At 69.8% G+C, this 22,330-nt stretch carries 22 protein-coding genes; 9 read left to right on the forward strand and 13 right to left on the reverse strand.

Translation table 11 applies throughout. The annotated features are described in order from the left end of the window. Nucleotides 1-43: 43 nt before the first annotated feature. The 7 genes from pstB to ACWDU4_RS18315 all read right to left on the reverse strand — a co-directional run bounded on the left by pstB (nt 44) and on the right by ACWDU4_RS18315 (nt 6,592). Nucleotides 44-820, reverse strand: coding sequence for a phosphate ABC transporter ATP-binding protein PstB (gene pstB / locus ACWDU4_RS18285; protein ID WP_450115334.1), 777 nt, complete (start codon nt 818-820; stop codon nt 44-46). Nucleotides 821-868: 48 nt separating this feature from the next. Then, nucleotides 869-1,771: a phosphate ABC transporter permease PstA gene (pstA, locus tag ACWDU4_RS18290; protein ID WP_450115335.1), complete on the reverse strand. Its 903-nt coding sequence runs from the start codon at nt 1,769-1,771 to the stop codon at nt 869-871. A 1-nt stretch (nt 1,772) separates the two neighbouring features. Continuing rightward, nucleotides 1,773-2,822 carry a phosphate ABC transporter permease subunit PstC gene (gene pstC / locus ACWDU4_RS18295; protein WP_450115336.1) on the reverse strand — a complete coding sequence of 350 codons (1,050 nt, stop codon included), beginning with the start codon at nt 2,820-2,822 and terminating at the stop codon, nt 1,773-1,775. 55 nt (nt 2,823-2,877) lie between these two features. Continuing rightward, nucleotides 2,878-4,002 (reverse strand): phosphate ABC transporter substrate-binding protein PstS, encoded by a 1,125-nt coding sequence (gene pstS / locus ACWDU4_RS18300; protein WP_450115337.1) that lies wholly within the window; start codon nt 4,000-4,002, stop codon nt 2,878-2,880. Nucleotides 4,003-4,184: 182 nt separating this feature from the next. Then, nucleotides 4,185-4,910, reverse strand: coding sequence for a lysophospholipid acyltransferase family protein (locus tag ACWDU4_RS18305; RefSeq protein ID WP_450115338.1), 726 nt, complete (start codon nt 4,908-4,910; stop codon nt 4,185-4,187). A 2-nt stretch (nt 4,911-4,912) separates the two neighbouring features. Further along, nucleotides 4,913-5,827: a mycothiol synthase gene (gene mshD / locus ACWDU4_RS18310; protein WP_450115339.1), complete on the reverse strand. Its 915-nt coding sequence runs from the start codon at nt 5,825-5,827 to the stop codon at nt 4,913-4,915. Continuing rightward, entirely contained in the window at nt 5,828-6,592 is a 765-nt protein-coding gene (locus ACWDU4_RS18315) for a winged helix-turn-helix transcriptional regulator (protein WP_450115340.1), read from the reverse strand. It lies immediately after the preceding gene. 149 nt (nt 6,593-6,741) lie between these two features. On the opposite strand from ACWDU4_RS18315, the gene ACWDU4_RS18320 reads away from it, so the two are divergent. From ACWDU4_RS18320 to ACWDU4_RS18345, 6 genes are all read left to right on the forward strand, one after another. Then, nucleotides 6,742-7,521 (forward strand): LmeA family phospholipid-binding protein, encoded by a 780-nt coding sequence (locus ACWDU4_RS18320; RefSeq protein ID WP_450115341.1) that lies wholly within the window; start codon nt 6,742-6,744, stop codon nt 7,519-7,521. Continuing rightward, nucleotides 7,518-7,997 carry a thioredoxin family protein gene (locus ACWDU4_RS18325; RefSeq protein WP_450115342.1) on the forward strand — a complete coding sequence of 160 codons (480 nt, stop codon included), beginning with the start codon at nt 7,518-7,520 and terminating at the stop codon, nt 7,995-7,997. Before ACWDU4_RS18320 ends, ACWDU4_RS18325 begins: the two co-directional genes overlap by 4 nt. A 213-nt stretch (nt 7,998-8,210) precedes the next feature. Continuing rightward, entirely contained in the window at nt 8,211-8,702 is a 492-nt protein-coding gene (locus ACWDU4_RS18330; RefSeq protein WP_450115343.1) for a DUF4395 domain-containing protein, read from the forward strand. Between the two features lie 46 nt (nt 8,703-8,748). Further along, nucleotides 8,749-9,582 (forward strand): sulfurtransferase, encoded by an 834-nt coding sequence (locus tag ACWDU4_RS18335; RefSeq protein ID WP_450115344.1) that lies wholly within the window; start codon nt 8,749-8,751, stop codon nt 9,580-9,582. Between the two features lie 5 nt (nt 9,583-9,587). Next, on the forward strand, nt 9,588-9,893 hold the full coding sequence (locus ACWDU4_RS18340; RefSeq protein WP_450115345.1) for a DUF1416 domain-containing protein: 306 nt from the start codon (nt 9,588-9,590) through the stop codon (nt 9,891-9,893). Nucleotides 9,894-10,207: 314 nt separating this feature from the next. Further along, a complete protein-coding gene (locus ACWDU4_RS18345; RefSeq protein WP_450115404.1) occupies nt 10,208-10,849 on the forward strand; it encodes an FABP family protein in 642 nt (213 codons plus the stop codon). A gap of 274 nt (nt 10,850-11,123) precedes the next feature. On the opposite strand, the gene ACWDU4_RS18350 is transcribed toward ACWDU4_RS18345, so the two are convergent. The 6 genes from ACWDU4_RS18350 to ACWDU4_RS18375 form a co-directional block, all read right to left on the reverse strand. Then, nucleotides 11,124-12,341 (reverse strand): lipase family protein, encoded by a 1,218-nt coding sequence (locus ACWDU4_RS18350; RefSeq protein ID WP_450115346.1) that lies wholly within the window; start codon nt 12,339-12,341, stop codon nt 11,124-11,126. Between the two features lie 89 nt (nt 12,342-12,430). Continuing rightward, on the reverse strand, nt 12,431-14,146 hold the full coding sequence (gene cydC, locus ACWDU4_RS18355) for a thiol reductant ABC exporter subunit CydC (RefSeq protein ID WP_450115405.1): 1,716 nt from the start codon (nt 14,144-14,146) through the stop codon (nt 12,431-12,433). Nucleotides 14,147-14,190: 44 nt separating this feature from the next. Beyond that, entirely contained in the window at nt 14,191-15,897 is a 1,707-nt protein-coding gene (cydD, locus tag ACWDU4_RS18360) for a thiol reductant ABC exporter subunit CydD (RefSeq protein WP_450115347.1), read from the reverse strand. Beyond that, the gene (gene cydB / locus ACWDU4_RS18365; RefSeq protein ID WP_450115348.1) at nt 15,898-16,941 is read right to left on the reverse strand and encodes a cytochrome d ubiquinol oxidase subunit II; all 1,044 of its coding nucleotides are present in this window, start codon (nt 16,939-16,941) and stop codon (nt 15,898-15,900) included. A 10-nt stretch (nt 16,942-16,951) separates the two neighbouring features. Beyond that, a complete protein-coding gene (locus ACWDU4_RS18370) occupies nt 16,952-18,445 on the reverse strand; it encodes a cytochrome ubiquinol oxidase subunit I (protein ID WP_450115349.1) in 1,494 nt (497 codons plus the stop codon). 192 nt (nt 18,446-18,637) lie between these two features. Beyond that, nucleotides 18,638-19,510, reverse strand: a complete 873-nt coding sequence (locus ACWDU4_RS18375; RefSeq protein WP_450115350.1) for an aminodeoxychorismate lyase — start codon at nt 19,508-19,510, stop codon at nt 18,638-18,640. Between the two features lie 66 nt (nt 19,511-19,576). On the opposite strand from ACWDU4_RS18375, the gene ygfZ reads away from it, so the two are divergent. Genes ygfZ through ACWDU4_RS18390 form a run of 3 tightly spaced genes read left to right on the forward strand, consistent with a single transcriptional unit; the run spans nt 19,577 to nt 22,307 of the window. Further along, nucleotides 19,577-20,704: a CAF17-like 4Fe-4S cluster assembly/insertion protein YgfZ gene (gene ygfZ, locus ACWDU4_RS18380; protein WP_450115351.1), complete on the forward strand. Its 1,128-nt coding sequence runs from the start codon at nt 19,577-19,579 to the stop codon at nt 20,702-20,704. Continuing rightward, nucleotides 20,701-21,354, forward strand: coding sequence for an MOSC domain-containing protein (locus ACWDU4_RS18385; protein WP_450115352.1), 654 nt, complete (start codon nt 20,701-20,703; stop codon nt 21,352-21,354). Before ygfZ ends, ACWDU4_RS18385 begins: the two co-directional genes overlap by 4 nt. After that, a complete protein-coding gene (locus ACWDU4_RS18390; protein WP_450115353.1) occupies nt 21,351-22,307 on the forward strand; it encodes an asparaginase in 957 nt (318 codons plus the stop codon). The genes ACWDU4_RS18385 and ACWDU4_RS18390 overlap by 4 nt, the downstream gene beginning before the upstream one ends. The last annotated feature ends 23 nt before the right edge of the window (nt 22,308-22,330 follow it).

The following is a 22,330-nucleotide window of genomic DNA, read 5'->3' on the forward strand; positions in this document are numbered from 1 at the left end:
CCCGTCCACACAGCGTGTGGACGGGGCGCCGTCGAGTGTGCGGCTATCCGAAGCGGCCCGAGATGTAGTCCTCGGTGGCCTTCTGGGACGGGTTGGAGAAGATCTTCTCGGTGTCGTCGATCTCGATGAGCCGTCCCGGCTTGCCGGTGGCCTCGAGGTTGAAGAAGGCGGTCTGGTCGCTGACACGCGCGGCCTGCTGCATGTTGTGCGTGACGATCACAATGGTGAAGTCCTGCTTCAGTTCGGTGATCAGGTCCTCGATCGCCAGTGTGGAGATCGGGTCCAGGGCCGAGCAGGGCTCGTCCATCAGCAACACGTCGGGCGAAACCGCAATGGCGCGGGCGATGCACAGTCGCTGCTGCTGACCGCCGGACAGCCCACCGCCGGGCTTGTCGAGCCGGTCCTTGACCTCGTTCCACAGGTTCGCGCCGCGCAGCGACTTCTCGGCGACCTCGTCGAGCTCCTTCTTGTTCCGCACGCCCTGCAACTTCAGGCCGGCGACCACGTTGTCGCGAATGGACATGGTCGGGAACGGGTTCGGACGCTGGAACACCATGCCGATGGTCTTGCGGACGCCGACCGGGTCGACCTGGGAACCGTAGATGTCCTCGCCGTCGAGCAGGATCGCGCCCTCGACGCGGGCGCCGGGCGTCACCTCGTGCATGCGGTTGATGGACCGCAGCACCGTCGACTTGCCACAGCCGGACGGGCCGATGAACGCGGTCACGCTGCGCGGGTGCACCGACAGGCCGACGTCCGCGACGGCGTGGAACTTGCCGTAGTAGATGTTGACGTCCTTGAGATCAAGACGCTTGGCCATGGTGGCTCCCTTGCGTGGTGGTGACTCGAATGTCTGGAATCTGCGGGGTCACTTGCGGACCCGCGACAGGTGGCCGATCAGCTTCGCGACGATGTTGAGCACCGCGATGAGCAGGATCAGGGTGAGGGCGGCGCCCCAGATCCGGTTGGAGCCGGCCTCGGTGGGGTTGTTCATCTCCGCGACCATCACACCGGGCAGCGAGCCCATCTCGCCGTTGAACAGGTCGAAGTTGATGAAGGACGCGTAGCCGACCAGGATCAGCAGCGGCGCCGTCTCACCGAGCACGCGGGCCAGGGCCAGCATGACACCGGTGATGATGCCGGGCAGGGCGGTCGGGACGACGATCCGCATGATCGTCTTCCACTTCGGCACGCCCAGCGCGTAGGACGCCTCGCGCAGGTCCTGCGGCACGATCCGCAGCATCTCCTCGGTGCTGCGGATCACGACCGGCACCATCAGCAGCACCAGCGCGAGCGAGACCGCGAACGCCGACTTCGGGAAGCCGAAGGTCGCGATCCACAGCGCGAAGATGAACAGGGCCGCCACGATCGACGGCACACCGGACAGGATGTCGACCATGAAGGTGGTGACCTTGCCGAGCTTCGAACGCCCCGCGTACTCGACGAGGTAGATGGCGACGAACAGGCCCAGCGGGATGGAGATGACCGCGCACACCAGTCCCTGCAGGATGGTGCCGATCAGCGCGTGATAGATGCCGCCGCCCGGTGACGACGCGGACAATCCGTTGAGCGAGTTCGTGAACCAGGTCGGGCTGGTGATCGCCGCGAAGCCCTTCTGGATGACGGTGAACAGCACCCACACCAGCGGCACCAGGGCGAGCAGCACCGACCCGGTCACGAGCACCCGCGCGACGAGGTCGCTGGTGCGGCGGCGCGCGCTGACGCCCTGGAATGTCGGGGCCTTGACCGGCCGGTCCATGGTGGTCGTCATGTCAGTCCTTCTTCCCGGCGACCGCGGCGCGGGCCGCGGCGTTGACCACGAAGGTCAGCACGAACAGCACCAGACCGGCGGCGATGTAGGCGCCCGCCTGGATGTCGTTGTTGAACTCGGCGTACCCGAGGGCGATCTTCGAGGCGATCGTCGCCCCACCGTCGAACAGCGACCACGTGGCGGCGGCGGAGGTGGTGCGCAGGATCATGTACAGCGCCATCGTCTCGCCGAGCGCCCGGCCGAGGCCGAGCATCGAGCCGCTGATGTATCCGGACTTGCCGAACGGCAGGACCGCCGTCTTGACGACCTCCCACTTGGTGGCGCCGAGGGCCAGGGCCGCCTCGACGTGCGAGACCGGCGTCTGGTTGAACACCTCCCGGGTGACGGCGGTGATCATCGGCAGGATCATCACCGCGAGCACGATGCCCGCGGTGAAGATCGTGCCGCCACCCTGGATGGACCCCGACCCGTCGCCGAACAGCGGGATCCACGCGAGGTGCTCGTTCAGCCACATCGCCAGCGGCCGGATCGCCGGGGCGAAGATCAGCAGACCCCACAGGCCGTAGACGATCGACGGCACCGCGGCCAGCAGGTCGATCACGTACGCGAGCGGCCGCGCCAGCCGCGGCGGTGCGTACTGGGTGAGGAAGATCGCGATACCCAGCGCGACCGGCATTGCGAGCACCAGGGCGAACAGCGACACCAGCACGGTGACCTGGAGCAGGTCCAGGACACCGAATGCCAGGTGGTTGATGTCCGTCGTCACCCACGAGCGGCTGGTGAGGAAGTTGACCTCGTTGCGGGAGAGCGCGGGGACCGCCCGCCAGATCAGGAAGATCCCGATCGCGCCGATCAGCACCGAGATGAAGACCGCCGAACCCTTCGCCAGGGTGGTGAAGATCCGGTCGCCCGGACGGACCACCGCCTTGCCGGGGGTGGCGGACTGGGTGCGAATCGGTGCCTCCGGTGCTCCGAGCGGACCACCCGTCCCGGCCCCGGGTTCACCGGAGCCGGGTGCGGAAGGCGCCGACTGGGTTGGCGCGTCGCTCATCTGCGCTCGCATTCTGTTAGGTCCGAATATAGAGCGGTGCCGCGGTGGACCGCACTCAGCCGATCGCGGCGATCGAGGCGTTCAGCTTGTCCTGCACCGTGCCCGGCAGCGTCACGTAGCCCTGCTCGGAGAGTCCGGCCTGGCCCTCGTTCGCGGCGCTGGTCAGGAACGACTTCACCGCGGCGGAGGTGTCCGCGTCGTAGCCCTTGGAGCAGACGATCGAGTAGGTCGCGAGCACGATCGGGTACGCGCCGGCTTCGGAGGTGCCGAAGATCGAGTTCAGGTCGAGCGTCAGGTCGCCGACGCCCTCGGTCTTGAACTTCGCGCCCTCGATGGCCTTGCCCGCGGTCGCCTCGGTCAGCTCGACGGCACCGGCGCCGGAGTCGATCTTCGCGATGGCCAGCTTGTTCTGGTCGGCGAACGACTTCTCGACGTAGGTGATCGAGCCCGGTGCGCCGGCGACGGCCTGCGAGACGCCCGCCGACCCCTTCGCGCCCTCACCCACGCCGCCGACGAAGTCGGAGCCGGCGCCCTTGGTCCACACGCCCTTCGAGGCGGCGGTCAGGTACTGCTGGAAGTTGTCGGTGGTGCCGGAGGAGTCCGAACGCACCACCGGGGTGACCTTCTGGTCCGGCAGGGTGACGCCGGGGTTGAGCGCCGCGATCGCCGGGTCGTTCCAGTTGGTGATCGCGCCGGTGAAGATCTTCGCCAGCACCTCGCCGTTCAGGGTCAAGCCCTCGACGCCGTCGAGGTTGTAGGCGATCGCGACCGGGCCGAACACCAGCGGCAGGTTCCACGCGTCGTTGGCGGCGCACCGCTGATTCGCGGCGGCGGCCTGCTCGCCCTTGATCGCCGAGTCCGAACCGGCGAAGTCGATCTGCTTCGCGATGAACTGGGTGCGCCCGTCGCCGGAACCCGTCGGGTTGTACGCGATCTTGACGTCCTTGCCCTTGTCCTTGCACACCGCGATGTAGGTGGCGATGAAGTTGTCCATCGCGTTCTTCTGCGCGGAGGAGCCCGCCGCGGACAGCGACTCCTTGCCCTCGCAGGTCGCGCTCGACGCGGCGCTGTTGACGGTGGTGCCGGACGACGAGGAGTTGTCGTCGCTGCCGCAGGCGGCCAGGGTCACGGCACCGACCGCCACCACACCGAGCACGGCAGCATTGCGCTTGAAGTTCACGCTGTTCCCTCCGGGAGACTCTCAAGTCCGGGCAGCACCGCGCCGCCCTGCCGTGAAAGGTAGGGGCGAGGAATGGACAGCCGGTCCCATGAGGGTGAACGGAAAATGAACAGGTGCGCGCGACCGGGTCACGCGTACGTGATCTCCACCACCAGCGGGGTGTCGGTCGTGGACGGCCGGGTCTATCCGGCCTTCGACTCCGGTTCCCGGAAGCCGCGGACGATGTCCGCGTCGGCGGGCGCGTTCTTCAGGCTGGCGGCGTAGACGTCCACGTACTCCTGCCCGGACATCTTCATCAGCTCGTACATGATCTCGTCGGTGACGGTCCGCTCGACCCACCGATTGCCGGCCATGCCCTCGAATCGCGCGAAGTCGAGCGGCTTGCCGAACTTGATCTGCACCCGGCGGCGACGCCACCGGAACGGGCCGGGCGGGCAGATCTCGTCGGTGCCGATCACCGCGACCGGGATCACCGGGACCCCGGTGGTCAACGCGATCCTGGCCGCACCGGTCTTGCCCTTGTACAGCCGGCCGTCGGGCGAACGGGTGCCCTCGGGGAACAGCCCGACCAGCTTGCCCTCGTCGAGGAGCCGGCGCGCCGTCGTGAGCGCCGCGTTCGCGGCGTCCGCACCGCTGCGGTCGATCGGCACCTGACCGGCGCCGGAGTAGAACGCCTTCTGCAGCGCACCCTTGAAACCGGGGGTGGTGAAGTACTCGCTCTTGGCGAGGTAGGTGATGCGCCGCGGGGACGACAGCGGCGTGAACAACCAGTCCGCGATCGACAGGTGGTTGCCCGCCAGAATTGCCGGCCCGGACACCGGGATGTTCTCCACCCCTTCGACTTTCGGTCGGTTGTAAAAGCGAATGAAAGGCCCGACGAACACGTACTTCAGCAGCCAGTAGAACATTCTTACCCTTCGCCCCCCGCGTATGCGACGTCGACGTGATACCGCTCGAACGCGAGACGGTCGTAGGTGTGCAGCGCGGACTCGTTGTCCGCCTCGGTGTACAGCAGCACCGCGCCGAGCCCGCGGTCCCGCATGTAGCGCAGTCCGGCGACCGTCAGCAGCCGGCCCAGTCCTCGACCCTGTGCGGCAGGCGCGATCGCAACGACGTACACCTCGCCGATCGCCGGGTCGGTGTCCTTCTCCGCGTGCACCTTCGTCCAGTGGAATCCGAGCATCTCACCGGTCGCGGTGTCCTCGGCCACGAACAGGCCCGCCGGGTCGAACCACGACTCGGCCACCCGCTCGTCGATCTCCCGCTGCGTCCACGAGCCCTGCTCGGGATGCCAGTCGAACGCGGCCGCGTTGACGCGCAGCAGTTCGGGGTCGTCGCTCGCGCCGGCGTAGGTGCGCAGGATGACGCCGTCCGGCACCGGCACCTCGGGCAGCGCGGGAGCGTCGAGACGGCGGCGCAGCTGCAGCAGCTCCCGCGCCGGGGTCAGTCCCAGCCGGGCCGCCACGGCGCGCGCGGCGGGCAGGTCTCCGTGGGCCCAGACGCGGGTGCCGGGACCACCACGGCGCAGGGCCGCCGACACCAGTTCGCGGCCGATGCCGCGGCCGCGATGCTCGGGATGGACGGCGGCCTCGACCATCGCCGGGTGCTCGCCGTGCGCGGGCTCCAGGCCGGCATATCCGACGACGGTGCCGTCGACCGTCCACAGCAGGTGTTCGGAGTCGGACCGCCCGGACAGCCGGTGCACCGCCTGTTCCGAGAGCGGCTCGGTCCCGTCGGCCGCGGTCGCCCGCGTCAGCAGGGCACGGATCTGGAGTTCCTGTTCCTCACTCAGCAGCGTGGACTCGCCCAACCCCGCGTCGGTCATCTAGAGGGCCGAACCGTTGGTGGTGGTGAGCGCGGTGTCGTCCGGGTCGTCGCCGAGTTCGTCCTCGTCGGGACGCGCCTGCCCCGCTCCGGCCTTGCGGCTGGGCCGCACCGCCTTGTAGCCGACGTTGCGGACGGTGCCGATCAGCGACTCGTACTCGGGGCCGAGCTTGGCGCGCAGCCGTCGCACGTGCACGTCCACGGTCCGGGTGCCGCCGAAGAAGTCGTAGCCCCACACCTCCTGCAGCAGCTGCGCGCGGGTGAAGACCCGACCTGCGTGCTGCGCGAGGTACTTGAGCAGCTCGAATTCCTTGTACGTCAGGTCGAGGGGACGGCCGCGCAGCCGCGCCGTGTAGGTGCCTTCGTCGATCATCAGCTCGCCGAGCGTGATCTTGCCGGTGGACTCCGGGCTCGCGATGCCTCCGCTGCGGCCGACGAGCAGGCGCAGCCGCGCGTCCAGTTCGGCGGGGCCGGTGCCGGGCAGCAGGATGTCGTCCAGTCCCCAGTCGGAGTTCACCGCGACGAGGCCACCCTCGGTGAGCACCGCGACCACCGGGATCGCGGATCCGGTGCTGCCGAGCAGGCGGCACAGTCCGCGCGCGGCGGCCAGGTCGGTTCGGGCGTCGACCAGCGCGACGTCCGCGGAACCGGCGTCGAGCAGCGAGGAGACCTCGGTCGGTGCGGGGCGAACGGTGTGCGCGAGCAGCGCAAGGGATGGCATGACCGACTCCGGATTCGGGTCGGAGGTCAGCAGGAGCAGCTCCACGCAGCCTCCCCTTCTTGCCGTTCAGGTGCCTGAGCACGGCCGACAGTGACGCCAAGTACGCAGTACAGACTAGCGTGCCCCGTGCTGACGTCGCCGCCGCCAGCCCCCACGGGCACGGTCGGAGGATCCCGGTCCGTCACAATGTGTGGGTGCGCAAACTGATTCTCGCCGTGGCGTGCCTGCTGGCCCTGGCCGTGGTCGTCGACTTCGGAGCCGCCGCGTATTCGGAGTTCCGGGTGTCCCGGAGCCTGCGCGAGGGCGCCGGCCTCACCGCCGACCCCGACGTCACGATCACCGGGTTCCCGTTCCTGACGCAGGTGGCGGCCGGCCGCTACCAGCACGTCGAGATCCGGGCCCGGGGCGTGCCGAGCGCCGAACTCGGAGACGTCTCCGTCGAGGCGGACCTGCACGGCGTTCAGGTCGAGGCGGCCGACCTGTTCGGCGGTTCCGTCCGCACCATCCCCGTCGAGCACCTCGACGGACGCGTGAAGATCGAGGCCACCAGCCTCGGCGCCTACCTCGGCATCCCCGACCTCCAGGTGTCGGCTCCCCCCGCCGACCGTTCCGACGGGACCGGCGGCACGGGTGGCTCCGGAATGAGCACCGGCGGCGGCATCGTGCTCACCGGCACCGTGCCCGTGGGGCCGGTGCGCGCGACGGTCAGCGTGACCGCCGACCTCCGCCTCGACGGCGACAACGTCACGATCGTCGCCACGGACCTGTACTTCGGGCCGGAGGGCAACGCCGACTTCACCGTGCCCGGGCCGCTGAAACCGGTGGTGCTCGGCCTGTTCAGCAGGCAGGTCGACGTCCGGCAGCTGCCGTTCGGGGTGCGGCCGACGAAGGTGTACGCGGAGGGGTCGCAGGTCGCGATCGAAGGGTCGGGAGAAAACGTGGTGATCAACCTCGACGAGATGATGGCGCCGTGACCGGGATCGTGGTGCTCGTGGTGGTGCTGGTCGCGGCGGGTGTCGCGGCAGTCGCCCTGAACGCGCGGTCCGGGAAGGTGCGCGCCACCGGGACGTCCGCGGCGCCCACCGACACCCGGCGGGCGCTGCTCGCCGAGGTCGGGGTGCCCGGTGCAGGTCCGACGGTCGTGCACTTCTCCGCCGACTGGTGCGGACCCTGCGCGGCGGTGCGCCGAGTGGTCGCGCAGACCCTCACCGCCCTCGACGGCCGGCTCGAGCCCGGCACGCCGCGGCCGCTCGACCTCGAACTCGACATCGACGAAAACCCCGTCCTGGCACGCGAACTCGGCGTGCTGTCGCTGCCGACGACGTTCATCTTCGACCGTGACGGTGAACAGCGCTTCCGGGTGTCGGGGGTGCCGACCACGGCAGACCTCGAGACCGCGCTGGTCCCCCTGTGCGAACCGAAGGGTTCAAATCCCAGCGAAAACCGGTAAGCTCGCCGACGTGCACACCGCCCAGGAGCTGCTGCTCACCCGACGCCGCGCAGTAGATCTGTGCCGCCTCGGCGGTTGTTGCTGTCCCTGCTGTTGATCCTCACGCTCCCTCGGCTCACCCCGGCCTGACCGGCTCGAGCCCGTGATCGATCCGACATCTCCGTGCCCTGGATTCCAGCTGTCCACGGCGCATGAACGCAGGAGCACCACGTCATGCCCAGCCACACCACGACACCCGTCTCGGCCGGTGTCGCCCCCGACCTGCAGGTCGACGTCCGCGGACCCCGGTTCGCGGCCTGGATCACCACCGCGGTACTGATCGTCGTACTGCTGGTGTCCACCTTCTCCCCGATCGCCGCCGGACTGCTGCTCGCCGTGCAGGCCGTCGTGTTCGCGATCGGGGCCGCCCTCGGGCCGCGCCGCAGCCCGTACGGCCGCCTGTTCGCACAGGTCGTCGCCCCGCGACTGGGGCCGGTCACCGAACGCGAGCCGGTCGCGCCGCTGAAGTTCGCCCAGCTCGTCGGCGGCATCTTCGCGAGCGTCGGCGTCGTCGGCTTCCTCACCGGTCTGCCCCTGCTCGGCACCGTCGCCACCGGGTTCGCGCTGTTCGCGGCCCTGCTCAACGCCGCCGTCGGCTTCTGCCTCGGCTGCCAGATCTACCCGCTCGTGGCCCGCTTGCGCAGGTCGACCCCGATCGCGGCCTAGCCGCACCCCACCCGTTCCACACAGTTCAAGTACCGAAAGGAAACCCATGGCACGCTCCGACGTTCTGGTCTCTGTCGACTGGGCCGAGCAGAACCTCGATGCGCCGAAGACGGTGTTCATCGAGGTCGACGAAGACACCTCGGCGTACGACATCGGCCACATCGAGGGCGCCATCCGCCTCGACTGGCGCAAGGACCTCCAGGACGGGGTCCGTCGCGACTTCCTCGACCGGGAGCAGTTCTCGGCGCTGCTGTCCGCGAAGGGTGTCGCCAACGACGACACCGTGATCCTGTACGGCGGCAACAACAACTGGTTCGCCGCCTACGCGTACTGGTACTTCAAGATCTACGGCCACAAGGACGTCAAGCTCATCGACGGTGGCCGCAAGAAGTGGGAGCTCGACGGCCGCCCGCTGTCGGCCGCCGAGGTCGTCCGCCCGGCCACCGACTACAAGGCCGAGGAGGCCGACACCTCGATCCGCGCCTTCCGCGACGAGGTCATCGGCGCGATCGGGTCGAAGAACCTGGTCGACGTCCGCTCCCCCGACGAGTTCGCCGGCAAGATCCTCGCCCCGGCGCACCTGCCGCAAGAGCAGGCGCAGCAGCGCGGCCACGTCCCCGGTGCCATCAACATCCCGTGGAGCACCACCGCCAACGAGGACGGCACCTTCAAGTCCGACGAGGACCTCACCAAGCTGTACGCCGACAAGGGCTTCGACGACAGCCGCGAGACCATCGCGTACTGCCGCATCGGCGAGCGGTCGAGCCACACCTGGTTCGTGCTGCAGGAGATCCTCGGCAAGCAGAACGTCAAGAACTACGACGGCAGCTGGGTCGAGTACGGCTCGCTCGTCGGTGCACCGATCGAACTGGGAGCGTAAGAATCATGTGTGGAGCACCTGTTCAGGGTCAGACCCTGCCCGCCGGCGTCGACGCGTCGAAGGAGACCGTGATCACCGGCCGCGTGCTGGCCACGGACGGTCAGCCGGTCGGCGGCGCGTTCGTCCGCCTGCTCGACGGCACCGGTGAGTTCACCGCCGAGGTCGTGGCGTCCGGCACCGGCGACTTCCGGTTCTTCGCCGCGCCCGGCACGTGGACCGTGCGGGCCCTGTCGAGCACCGGCAACGGCGACAGCACCATCAGCCCCGAGGCCAACGGCATCCACAACGTGGACATCACCGTCAGCAAGTAGGCACACCCGGCGTCGGCCACCAGTGGCACAGCCGCCATGCACATCGCGGCCCCGCACCTCACGTAGGTGCGGGGCCGCCGTCGTCCGCTGGGCGGTCCGGCGCGACGGCATCCCGCCGTCACCGGTGCCGAGGCCTCCGTCTACACTGTCCTCGTGGTCATCTTCTTCGAGGTGCTGCTGGTTCTCGCAGCCATTCTCATTGCCTGGTTCTCGCTCTACGTCGTGTACCGACTGGTCACCGACAAGTCGTGAACCAGCCCGGCGACGGTGCCGACGACACCGCCGGCCCCCAGGACGAGTCCCCCGCTCCGTCGATCAATCGAGGCAGCGGCGATCGTGCCGTGGCCGACGCGATCGAACGCGCCAAGGACACCGCCGGACTGAACATCCCGGTCCTACCCGGACTGCCGCTGCCCGAGGACACCGCGAACCTGCGACTCGGCCCGGAACTGAACCCGGAGCTGCTCGCGGTGCTGCCGCTGGTCGGCGTGTGGCGCGGTGAGGGCGAGGGGCACGATCCCGAGACCGGCGACTACCCCTTCGGTCAGCAGATTGTCGTGTCCCACGACGGCGGCAACTACCTGCACTGGGAGTCCCAGTCGTGGGTGCTCGACGCCGACGGCAACTACGTCCGGCCGGGTCTGCGCGAGAGCGGATACTGGCGGGTCGGTGGCGACGGCATTCCCGGCAGCGTCGACGAGGAAACCGTCGAACTGCTGCTCACCCACGCATCCGGCGTCGTGGAGTTGTACTACGGCACCGCGCTGACCCAGTCGAGCTGGGAACTCGCCACCGACGTCGTGATCCGCAGCAAGCACGGCGCCGTGGTCGGCGGCGCGAAGCGGCTGTACGGCATCGTCGAAGGCGGCGACCTCGCCTACGTCGAGGAACGTGTCCTCGCCGACGGCGACCTCAAGCCCCACCTCTCCGCGCGCCTGTCCCGCTACATCGGCTGACACCACACGCAGAACGACCCCCGAGCCATGTCCCACGATGGACGCTTGTCGTCGTGGGATCCCGACCGGACTGGGTCGGGGACTCGGGGGCCGGGTGACTGCTGGGATTCGCCGGCCGCGGATGCGGTTGGTGAAACCCTTCAGCATCGTCGGCTAGCGGACAGCCACCTCACGCGTCCTGTAGTTCTTCAACTTCAGACCACCTCCTTCCTCGTGTACCGCCGAACGTACGCCCGTCCCGAAACATGAGCAACGGATTATTCGGGTGGCGAACTCAGCAGGTCGAGGGGGCCGGGTCGCCGCGGAACCGGGCGTCGAGCCAGTCCAGCGCCTGAGGCAGGCCGAGCACCGCGGCGGACAGGTGATCGGGGCTCGGGGTCAGCAGCGTCTGCACCGGAACTCCGGCCCCGCAGTATCGGCGCATGGTGTTCTCGATCGCGTCGACGGGCACGAGGGTGTCGGTCGGGCTGTGCCACTCGAAGATCGGGACGGTCGGAATGCCCGGGTACAGCTCGAGGCTGTTCTCCTCCATCACCTTCCACGCGGACGGGTCGTCCATGAAGTTGACGTTGTCGGTCATCTGGCTGGCGGCGCGGCCGATTCCCCAGAACATGATTTCGTTGGTGCAGCCGTTCTTGATCATCGACAGCAGCCAGCGGCCGTTGTCGTTGAGCTGGTCGGTGACGTTCATCCGGTCCGGGTACTCGCGTTCGAGCCCGAGTGCCGCGGCCATCGCCAGACCGAACGCCGGATGCGGGTTCGTGCCCAGTGCGGTCGCCATCTTCGCGATGTTCATCGGCGCCCCACCCTCGGCCGCGCCGACGATGTTCAACTCCGGGGCGTAGGTCGGGGCCAGCGCCGCCGCCCACGATGTCGCCATTCCGCCGCCGGAGTAGCCGCCGAGCCCGACGGGACTGTTCGTCACCTGCAGTTCGGGGATCTTCTTGACGGCACGGATCCCGTCGAGGGTGACTTGGCCACCGAGTTTCGCTGCCCCGTATGCCATTCGGGGCCCCAGGTGGTCGGGCAGCGCCACCGCCCAGCCCCGGGCGAGCGCGATGTTCAGGCCCGGCGCCTCGCGGATCTGGGTGAGCGGGTCGGTGGTGTACAGCTCGGTCGCGATCTTGCACTTGTGTCCGAGCGCGTTGATGATGTGCTGGTACGACACCAGCGGACTGTCCGGCACGTGGTTCGGCGGCATCAGGAACGTCGTGTTCGCCGCGATCGGCTTGCCTTCGGAATCCGTTGTACGGAAGAGCAATTCCCACACCTGACTGCCCGGAAAGTACAGGTTGGGTGGCATCTGACGGATCTTGAGGACGTCGCCGGGCTGGTGTTCGGCGACATCCGGTGGCGCGCTGAAGAACGGGTCGGGATCGGAGGCCGGGTACACCGGGAGGGCGGACACGGCCGCGGCCCCCGTGATCGAGGCGGCGACCGCGAGGAGGGTGACCCCGGCGCCGGCGACAAGCTTGCGAATCATCGTACCCATCAACAACTCCCAGAGTCGTATGGACGTGTGACCGAGCAACGCGACGGCCCACTATGCCAGGCCGCCGTGACCTCTCGGCGCAATTCATGTCACCGGTTGGTTTCGACCTCCTCTGATTCGGTATCGAATCGATCACGCCCCGTCCCGACCACGAGGACCCGGTCCTCCCGGGTGCCGGCGGGCAGGTGGTGGGTCACCACGACCACGGTGCGGCCCGGGTCGACCAGACCACCGGAGCGGTCCAGCAGGCGACGAAGGACGTCCGCCCCGGCGGCGGCGTCGAGGTGCTCGGTCGGCTCGTCGAGGAGCAGCACCCGGGCAGGCGAGATCAGAGCCCGGGCCAGGAGGATCCGGCGGCGCTGACCACCCGAGACGGACCGACCTCCCGCCTCCAGTGCGGTGTGGACACCGTCCGGCAGCGTCGCCACCCACTCCCCCAGGCCGACCGCATCGAGCACCTCCAGTGCCCGCTGTTCGTCGAGGTCGCCGCGGGCCACCCGCAGGTTCTCCAGCAGCGACGTGTCGAACAGGTGCGCGTCCTCGGCGAAGAATCCGACCTCCCGGCGCAGCAACTGCGGGTCCGTGTCGGCGATCGGGGTGCCGTTCACCGTCACCGTGCCTGCAACCGGCGGCAGCAACCCGGCCAGGGTCATCAGCAGGGTGGTCTTCCCCGCCCCGGACGGCCCGACGACCACGGTCCGCGATCCCGGCTGCAGATCCAGGTCGACCGGGCGGTCCGACCCCGCCGAACCGGGCCAGCCGGAGCGCAACCCGGAGGCCCGCAGCCGCACCGGGGGCCGGACCTCGGCTGTGCCTGCCGCCGCTTCGTCCCCGGACCGGTCCAGCAGGTCCATGATCCGGGCGGACGCCACTCGGCCGCGGGTCAGGGCCACGGCGGCAGCAGGCAGCGCCGCGGTGGCCTCGAACGCCGACAACGGCAGCAGCACCAGGATGCCGAGGGCCATCGGGGTCATCGCTCCCACGGTGCCACCGTCGGGCCCGTACAGGGTGATGCCGATGAGGAGCGCACCGAGCACGCTCGCGCCGACCGCGAGCGGCGTCGCCGCGGCCGCGAACGCGGACGGCGCCGCGGCCCGGTCGGTGGCCCGCACGGCCTCGTCGTCGTATCCGTCTGCCCGCCGGACCACCTCGTCGAGGCGGCCCGCGACTCGGAGTTCGGCGGCGTGGTCGAGGGCGAGCACCGCCGTCTCCGAGTAGCGCGCCGTCGCCTCGGATCCGGCCGTCTCGGCCATCCGGGCGGCCCGCGCCGACAACATCGGGGCCAGCACCCCGGCAACGACGAGGGCGATCGCGAGCACCATTGCCGCCGCGGGCGAGATCAGCGCCAACCCGACGACCGCCGCCACCGACAGCACCAGCGCAACGGCCATCGGCACGAGCGCGCGGATCACCACGTCACCGAGGGCATCGACGTCGGCGCCGGTGCGGGCGAGCAGGTCGCCGCGCCGCAACCCGGCCGGCGCGGCCGGATCACCGGTGGCGAGCCGGCGGTAGAGGTTCTCCCGGGCGGACACGGTGCCGCGCAGCGCGGCGTCGTGGGTGGCGAGGCGCTCCAGGTACCGGAACAACCCGCGCGAGATTCCCAGGGCCCGAACGGCGACAACGGCCACCGTCAGGTCGAGGACCGGCGGCATCTGCCAGGCGCGGGTGATCAACCAGGCCGACAGGGCAGCGAGGGCCAGCGCGCTGCCCAGGGTCGCGACACCGGCCGCGACCGCCAGCACCACCCGCCGCGGGCTCAGCTCAAGCAGGGGCAGCGCACGCCGCAACGGATCCCGGCCCACCCCGGCGCCACTCACTTCGACGCCACTCACTTCGACACCTCTGCTCACTTCGACGCCCCGACCGTGACCACGCTGTCCGCGGCCGCCAGGACCGGCGCCCGGTGCCCGATGAGCAGCACGCCCCGCCCGGACGCGGCCAGGCCGCGGATCGCCGCGAGGACCCGCTGTTCGGTCTCCGGGTCCAGGTGTGCGGTCGGTTCGTCCAGCAGGACGAGCGGGCTGTCGGTCAGCAGCACCCGGGTCAGCGCGAGGCGTTGCCGCTGGCCGAGCGAGAGCCCGGTCCCGCCGACGCCGACCGCCGTCTCCCAGCCGGCGGGGAGATCGCGCAACACCTCGTCGAACCCGGTTGCGGTGCAGGCCTTCTCCAGGTCCTGAGGATCCACGGTGACGGGCCCGGTGAGGTCCAGGTTCTCGCGGAGGGTGCCGGGGATCAGCACGGGATGCTGCGGCAGCCACGCCACCGACCGCCACCACCGACGCAGGTCGAGGTCGCGAACATCGGTGCCGCCGACCAGCACCCGCCCCTCGTCGGGGTCGGCCAGCCCGAGGATCGCCTGCAGCACGGTCGACTTCCCGGCTCCGTTCGGCCCGGTCAGTGCGGTCACCCGCCCGGGTTCGACGGACAGGTCCACACCGCGCGGGGCCCAGCCGACCCGGCTGCGCATTCCGACACCGTGCAGCGTGACCGGGCCTGCCGGTACCGCCGTTCCACCCGTCACCGTCGAATCCGCCCGGTCGTCCAGCACACCGAATGCCTTGTCCGCGGCGGCCATTCCGTCCTCGGCGGCGTGGAACTGCGCACCGACGGTACGCAGCGGCAGGTACACCTCCGGCGCGAGCACGAGTGCGATCACCCCGGCACGCAGGCCCATCTCGCCGAACACCAGCCGCAGGCCGATGCTGACGGCGATCAACGCCACCGACAGCGTCGCCAGGAGCTCGAGAACCATCGAGGACAGGAACGCGATTCGCAGCGAGGCCATCGCGGTGCGCCGGTGCTCGTCGCCCAGCTCGCGTACCCGAGCCGCCGGTCCGCGTTCGCGTCCCAGGGCCCGCAGCGTCGGCAGTCCCGCGATCAGGTCGAGCAGCTGCGCCGACAGTATGGTCATGGTCCGCAGCGATGCGGCCGCCTTGCCCTTGGTGAGCAGGCCGATCAGGATCATGAAGACCGGGATCAGCGGCAGGGTGATCACCACGATCACCGCCGAGGTCAGGTCGGTGAACAGGATGACGAGCAGTGTCAGCGGGGTGACGGTGACCGCGAGCAGCAACGCAGGCAGATAGCCGGTCAGATAGGCGCGCAGGCCCTCGATGCCTCGGGTGAGGACGGTCGCCGTCTCGTTCCGCAGAGGGTCCAGCTCGCGCGGCGGGCGTGCGGTCGCCGCGGCGAGCACCTCGCCCCGCAGCTCCCCGATCACCCGGGACGCGGACCGGTGTGCGTAGCGCGCCTGCACCCACGTGGCCAGGGTGCGCACCACCACCGCGCCTGCGAGGACGGCGAGTTCCCCGGACCAGTGACCGACGGTGCGGGCACCGGGATCGGTGATCACCCCGGCGAGCACGGTGCCGATCATGACCGCCGAGACGATCACCGCCGCGGCGATCACCAGCGCAAGTGCCACCGTCAGAAGCAGATACCCGCGCGCGGACCGCGAGTAACGCCACAGCCGTGGATCGACCGGACCGCGCCTGCGAGTGTCCGGTCCAGACGGGGTAATCGGTGCAGGCGCGGCCGGTGTGTCGATCGTCATCTAGCGGTTTCTGATCGGCAGCCCGATGGACGGCGGGATGTGCTTGGTCGAGATCCGCTGCCGGAACACCCAGTACGTCCAGCCCTGGTAGATCAGCACCACCGGGGTGACGATCGCGGCCGCCCAGGTCATCACCTTGAGCGTGTAGGGGCTCGACGAGGCGTTGTGGATGGTGAGGCTGTACGCGTCGGAGATCGTCGACGGCATCACGTTCGGGTACAGGCTGGCGAACAGCAGTGCCACCGTGGCGATCACCGCGATGCAGGTCAGGGCGAACGCCCAGCCCTCGCGGGCGACCGCGGTCAGGCCCACGACCCCGAGCAGGGCGGCTGCCGCGATGCCGACCAGGATCCAGGTCCAGCCCTTGCCGTAGGCCAGCTGGGTCCAGAGCACGAACACGCCGGCGACGACGACCGCCGGGATCGACAGCCGGGCCGCCAGTTTCACCGCGTCCTCGCGGACCTCGTCCGCGGTCTTGAGTGCGATGAACACCGCGCCGTGCAGCGCGAAGACCAGTGCGGTGGTGACGCCGCCGAGCAGTGCGTACGGGTTGAGCAGGTCGAAGAACCCGGAGACCACCTGACGGTTCTCGTCGATCGCGACGCCGCGGACGATGTTCGCGAACGCGACGCCCCACAGGATCGCCGGCACCCAGGAGCCGAGGATGATGCCCCAGTCCCACCTCGACCGCCACGTCGCATCGTCGATCTTGCCGCGGTACTCGATCGCGCAGACGCGCACGATCAGTGCCACGAGGATCAGCAGCAGCGGCAGGTAGAAGCCGGAGAACAACGTCGCGTACCACTCGGGGAACGCGGCGAACAGGGCGCCGCCGGCGGTGAGCAGCCACACCTCGTTGCCGTCCCAGACGGGGCCGATCGTGTTGAGCACGACACGGCGTCGGGTGTCGTTGTCGGCGGACCCGTTCTTGCTGCGGCCGAGGACCGGCATCAGCATGCCGACGCCGAAGTCGAAACCCTCCAGCACGAAGTAGCCGACGAACAGCACCGCGATGAGGATGAACCAGAGTTCCTGAAGTCCCATGTCGGCTCTCCTAGTACGCGAACGACAGTTGCTCGGGCTTGCCGGTGTCATCCGGCTCGGGGCCTTCGCCCGGTGGGTGCGCGTCGTGCGGCAGCGGCCCCTCGATCGTGTAGCGGCGGATCAGCCAGAACCACACCACGCCGAGCGCCGCGTAGAGGAGCGTGAACACGATCAGCGAGGTCCACACCGTGGCCGGTGCGTGGTTGGAGACGCCCTGGTCGACGGTCAGCCGGATCATGTCGACGCCGGTGGGGTTCGGGTGCACCACCCACGGCTGACGGCCCATCTCGGTGAAGATCCAGCCTGCACTGTTCGCGAGGAACGGTGTCGGGATCGCGATCAGGCTCAGCCACGAGTACCACTTCTGGTCCGGGACACGGCCTCCGCGGGTGACCCACAGTCCGGCCAGCGCCAGGGCGGCGGAACCGGCGGCGAGACCGATCATCGCGCGGAACGACCAGTAGGTGACGAACAGGTTGGGCCGGTAGTTGCCGGGACCGAACTGCTCCTCGTACTGCACCTGCAGGTCCTCGACGCCCTGCAGGGTGACGCCGGTGAACTGTCCCTCCGCGAGGAACGGCAGGACGTAGGGCACCTCGAGGACACGGGTGACGCCGTCACAGTTGTTGTGGGTGCCCACGGTGAGGATCGAGAACTTCGGGTCGGTCTCGGTATGGCACAACGATTCCGCGGATGCCATCTTCATCGGCTGCTGCTCGAACATCAGTTTGGCCTGGATGTCGCCGGTGATGAACAGCCCGATGCCGGAGATGATCATGACCAGCATGCCGAGCCGGGCGGCGGGCCGGAACATGGTGCGCGCCTCGGACTCCATCCGCTCGGCTTCGGCCGGGGCGGCCGTCTTGGCGCGGCGCATGTTCCGGACCATCCACCAGCCCGCGATACCGGCGACGAAGGTGGCCGCGGTCAGTAGCGCGCCGGCGACGACGTGCGGGAACGCTGCCAGTGCAGTGTTGTTGGTGAGCAACGTCCAGATGCTGGTCAGCTCGGCGCGGCCGGTCTCCTCGTTGTAGATCGCCCCGACCGGGTGCTGCATGAAGGAGTTGGCCGAGATGATGAAGTACGCGGAGGCGTTCACGCCGATCGCGACCAGCCAGATGGTGGCCAGGTGAACGAGTTTCGGCAGGCGGCCCCAGCCGAAGATCCAGAGGCCGAGGAAGGTGGACTCCAGGAAGAACGCCACCAGGCCCTCGAGCGCGAGCGGGGCGCCGAAGACGTCACCGACGAAGCGGGAGTACTCGCTCCAGTTCATGCCGAACTGGAATTCCTGCACGATGCCGGTCGCGACGCCGAGGGCGAAGTTGATCAGGAAGAGCTTCCCGAAGAATTTCGTCAGCCGGTACCAGTGGTCCTTCTTCGTGACCACCCACATCGTCTGCATGATCGCGATCAGCGGTGCGAGACCGATGGTCAGCGGAACGAGAATGAAGTGGTAGACCGTCGTGATGCCGAACTGCCATCGCGAGACATCCAGTGCGTCCATGGCTACTCCCGGTACAGGGCCCGTGGGACTTCGCTTGCCGGGATTTCGGACGTGGGCTGACGCCAGAAGTCCCGGTTCAGAAGGTAACCCCCGCGGCACCAGACCGCAGCCCTTCGTCTACGACGGACAGTAGTAAACAATCTCCCGTTCGCCTACTCTCCGGTAGCAACCGTGCCGCGACTCACAACGACGTCACGCCGCGTCCTCCTCGACGCCGACCGTGTCCACAGCGAGATCGACCAGCCCGGCCAGCTCCTCGGCGATCTCCGGCTCCGGGAGCGTGAGCCCGTCGAGCGTGTGCACCCGCGCCGCGAGCGTCACGCTCGACAGCAACCAGATACCGTCCGCGGCAATCAGATCGACCGGCCGCAGCGCCGCCGTCTCGCACCGGAACCGGCGCGACCCCGCCACTTCGAAGAGCGCCTGCTGCGTGGTGCCCGGCAGAATGCCGTGCTCGACCGGCGGGGTGATCAGCGTGCGCCCCCGGGAAATCAGGACCGTGGAACGCGGACCCTCGAGCACCAGACCCTCACTGCTGGTGAAGATCACGTCGTCGAAACCGGTGGAGTGGGCGTGCCGCAGGGCCGCCATGTTCGTCGCGTAGGACAGCGTCTTCGCACCGAGCAGCAGCCACGGCGCCACCGCGGCGACATCCGCCGAGAATCCCCGCTCCAGCGTGCACACCGAAATCCCGTCACGGCGTGCGGACTCCACCCGATCCGCGAGCGGTCCGATGGTCAGGTACGCGGTCGGCTCGCCGCCGGACTCACGGCCGCGGCTGAGCACCAACCGCATCGCACCCTCACGCTCGGCGTCCCACTCGGCGACGGCCACCGCGATCGCCGATCGCCAGGCATCGAGGTCGGGCCGCGCCAGGTCCAGTGCCGCCGCCGAATTGGCGAGCCGCGCCAGGTGCAGCTCGACCGTGCGGGCGACACCGTCCCGAACCAGTACCGTCTCGAAGACGCCGTCGCCGCGCACCGCGGCCAGGTCGTCGGCGTGCAGGAGCGGAACCTCCGGGTCGTGCACCACGCCGTCCAAGGTCACCAGCACCTGATCAGCCATGCCTCCACAGTACGGCGGCGGACCGCGACAGCCGGGGACCACGCGCGAGACTCCTACACTGGAAGCGTGTCCGAGTCCGTGCGCATCAACCCGAGTCCGCTGCTCACCGCCCCCGGGGCCGTTCCCAATCCGGACGACTCCCCCGACGCCGGCGTCGCCTGGCACTACGGCGACCCGCTGCGCGAGCAACGCAACGCCGAACGCACCGCCGCCGTCGTGGACCGCTCGCACCGCTTCGTGCTCTCCATCGCCGGCGCCGAACGACTGACCTGGCTGCACACCATCTCCAGCCAGCACGTCGCGAACCTCCCGGACGGCGGCAGCGCGGAGAACCTCAGCCTCGACGTCAACGGCCGGGTGGAGCACCACTTCGTCCTGACCGACCTCGGCGAGGTCACCTGGGTGGACACCGAGGCGCCCTACGGCCCCGACCTGCTCGCGTTCCTGCAGAAGATGGTGTTCTGGGCGAAGGCCGAGCCGAAGCCCGCCCCCGACATGGCCGTGCTCAGCCTCCTCGGCCCCGACGTGCGCCGCCCGAAGCTGCTGGCCGCGCTGGGCGTTCCGGAACTGCCTCCGGTGTACGGCGCGGTCGCGCTGCCCGGCGGCGGGTTCCTGCGCACCATGCCGTGGCCCGGTGAGCACGCCTGGGACCTGGTCGTCCCCCGCGACCGCCTGACCCACTGGTGGCAGGCGTTGACGGAGGCCGGTGCCACACCGGCGGGCACCTGGGCGTTCGAGGCGCTGCGGGTCGCGGCGCTGCGCCCGCGCCTCGGGCTGGACACCGACGAACGCACCATCCCGCACGAGGTCCGCTGGATCGGCGGGGTCACCGAGCACGGTGCGGTGCACCTGGACAAGGGCTGCTACCGCGGGCAGGAGACCGTCGCGCGGGTGCACAACCTGGGCAAGCCGCCGCGACACCTGGTGCTGCTGCACCTCGACGGGTCCGCCGACACCCGCCCCGAACCGGGCGACACCGTCACCGCCGAGGGCCGCGCCGTCGGACATCTCGGCACCGTGATCGATCACCACGAGCTCGGGCCGATCGCCCTGGCGCTGGTGAAACGGACGGTCCCCGCCGACACCCCGCTGGCGGCAGGCGGCACCGCCGCCGCGATCGATCCCGACTCCGTGCCCCGCCACGACGAGTACCAGGCCGGCCGGGCCGCGGTCGATCGGTTGCGCGGCCGGTGACCGCCGGCGTCACCGCCGTCTGCGTCGTCCACGCCGAGCGCGACAGCGGCACCCGGCGGGTGCCGCGGACCGCGATCGACAAGCGGGCCGTCACCGGCCAGGTGGCCGTCGGCGTGCACGGCCTGACCGGCGACCACGTCTGCGACACCGAGCACCACGGCGGGGTGTTCAAGGCGGTGTACGCGTATCAGGAGGACGAGGCGCGGCGCTGGGCGGACGAACTCGGACGCGACCTGCCCGCCGGGTGGTTCGGCGAGAACCTGCGGGTGCACGGCGTCGAGACGAGCGACGCCGTGATCGGCGCCCGGTGGCGCATCGGCGCCACCCTCGAACTCGAGGTCACCGGGCCGCGGACCCCGTGCGGCACCTTCGGGGTGTGGTCGGGCGAGCCGGGCTGGGTGAAACGGTTCGCGCAGCGCGGCGACACCGGCGCCTACCTGAAGGTGACCCGTCCCGGGCCGGTGTCCGCGGGCGACCCGATCACCGTCGTCCACCTGCCCGACCACGGTGTCACGGTGCGCGACCTGTTCACCGGGCGCAACCCCGCCGGTCTGGCCGAGTTGCTCGCGCGCCAGCCGGATCTGTCGCCTAGTGTCGAAGACAAGGCACGCAGGCGGATCGCCGGGCTGAAGGTGCAGGTGGAGTATTGAGCGTCGAACTGGTCGAGGTGGTCCGCTCGGGCTTCCGCGAGTGTGTGCACCGCGGTTCCCTGGTCGTCCTGGACCCGGCCGGTGAGACCCGCCTCGCGCTCGGCGAGGTGAACACCCCGATCTACCCCCGCTCGGCGAACAAGCCGCTCCAGGTCGTGGCGATGCTGCGCAACGGGTTCGCCCCGGCCGACGGGCGCGAGGTCGCCATCGCCGCCGCCTCCCACGAGGGCGAACCGGAACACGTCGCCGTGGTGCTGGGCCTCCTCGCCCGTGTCGGGCTGTCCGAGCGGCAGCTGCTGTGCCCGGCGGACCTGCCCGCGAACGAGGGCGCCCGCGCGCGCGTGCTCGCGGCCGCCGGGCGGCCGCGCCGGGTCTTCATGAACTGTTCCGGCAAACACGCCGCGATGCTCGCCGTGTGCGCGGCCCGCGGCTGGCCCGCGGACACCTACCTCGACCCCACGCATCCGCTGCAGCAGGAGGTCCTGGCGACGATCGCGGACCTGTCCGGGGAGGACGAGTACGAGGTCGGCATCGACGGGTGCGGCCTGCCGATCGTGCCGCTGTCGCTCACCGCCCTCGCCCGGTCGTTCTCCGCGCTCGTCGCGGCCGCCCCGGGCAGTCCGGAGCGGACGGTCGCCGACGCGGTCCGCGAGCATCCCTGGCTGCTCTCGGGCACCGGGAAGGACGACGAGCTGCTGATGTCCGCGGTTCCCGGCCTGCTGTGCAAGGCGGGTGCGGACGGTGTGCACGCCGGCGCACTCCCGGACGGGACTGCCTTCGCCCTCAAGATCGACGACGGTCACGAACGGGCACGGCTGCCGCTGACCGCGGCGTTGCTGCACCGGATCGGGGTCGAGTGGACCGAGGAACTCGCCGAACTCGCGTCGCAGCCCGTGCTCGGCGGGGACCTTCGGGTCGGCACGGTCCGCGCCGTTCCCGGCGCGCTGAGATGAATCAGACACCCCTCCTGTGCAGG

This window comes from Rhodococcus sp. NPDC003348 (assembly GCF_053589375.1).

What these genes read in the sequence shown, in the direction of transcription:
- cydD (WP_450115347.1), bottom strand. Translation starts at nt 15,897, where the DNA reads ATGACGATCGACACACCGGCCGCGCCTGCACCGATTACCCCGTCTGGA.
- pstC (WP_450115336.1), bottom strand. Translation starts at nt 2,822, where the DNA reads ATGAGCGACGCGCCAACCCAGTCGGCGCCTTCCGCACCCGGCTCCGGT.
- ACWDU4_RS18335 (WP_450115344.1), top strand. Translation starts at nt 8,749, where the DNA reads ATGGCACGCTCCGACGTTCTGGTCTCTGTCGACTGGGCCGAGCAGAAC.
- ACWDU4_RS18350 (WP_450115346.1), bottom strand. Translation starts at nt 12,341, where the DNA reads ATGGGTACGATGATTCGCAAGCTTGTCGCCGGCGCCGGGGTCACCCTC.
- mshD (WP_450115339.1), bottom strand. Translation starts at nt 5,827, where the DNA reads ATGACCGACGCGGGGTTGGGCGAGTCCACGCTGCTGAGTGAGGAACAG.
- ACWDU4_RS18330 (WP_450115343.1), top strand. Translation starts at nt 8,211, where the DNA reads ATGCCCAGCCACACCACGACACCCGTCTCGGCCGGTGTCGCCCCCGAC.
- ACWDU4_RS18340 (WP_450115345.1), top strand. Translation starts at nt 9,588, where the DNA reads ATGTGTGGAGCACCTGTTCAGGGTCAGACCCTGCCCGCCGGCGTCGAC.
- ACWDU4_RS18305 (WP_450115338.1), bottom strand. Translation starts at nt 4,910, where the DNA reads ATGTTCTACTGGCTGCTGAAGTACGTGTTCGTCGGGCCTTTCATTCGC.
- pstA (WP_450115335.1), bottom strand. Translation starts at nt 1,771, where the DNA reads ATGACGACCACCATGGACCGGCCGGTCAAGGCCCCGACATTCCAGGGC.
- cydB (WP_450115348.1), bottom strand. Translation starts at nt 16,941, where the DNA reads ATGGGACTTCAGGAACTCTGGTTCATCCTCATCGCGGTGCTGTTCGTC.
- pstB (WP_450115334.1), bottom strand. Translation starts at nt 820, where the DNA reads ATGGCCAAGCGTCTTGATCTCAAGGACGTCAACATCTACTACGGCAAG.
- ACWDU4_RS18375 (WP_450115350.1), bottom strand. Translation starts at nt 19,510, where the DNA reads ATGGCTGATCAGGTGCTGGTGACCTTGGACGGCGTGGTGCACGACCCG.
- ACWDU4_RS18370 (WP_450115349.1), bottom strand. Translation starts at nt 18,445, where the DNA reads ATGGACGCACTGGATGTCTCGCGATGGCAGTTCGGCATCACGACGGTC.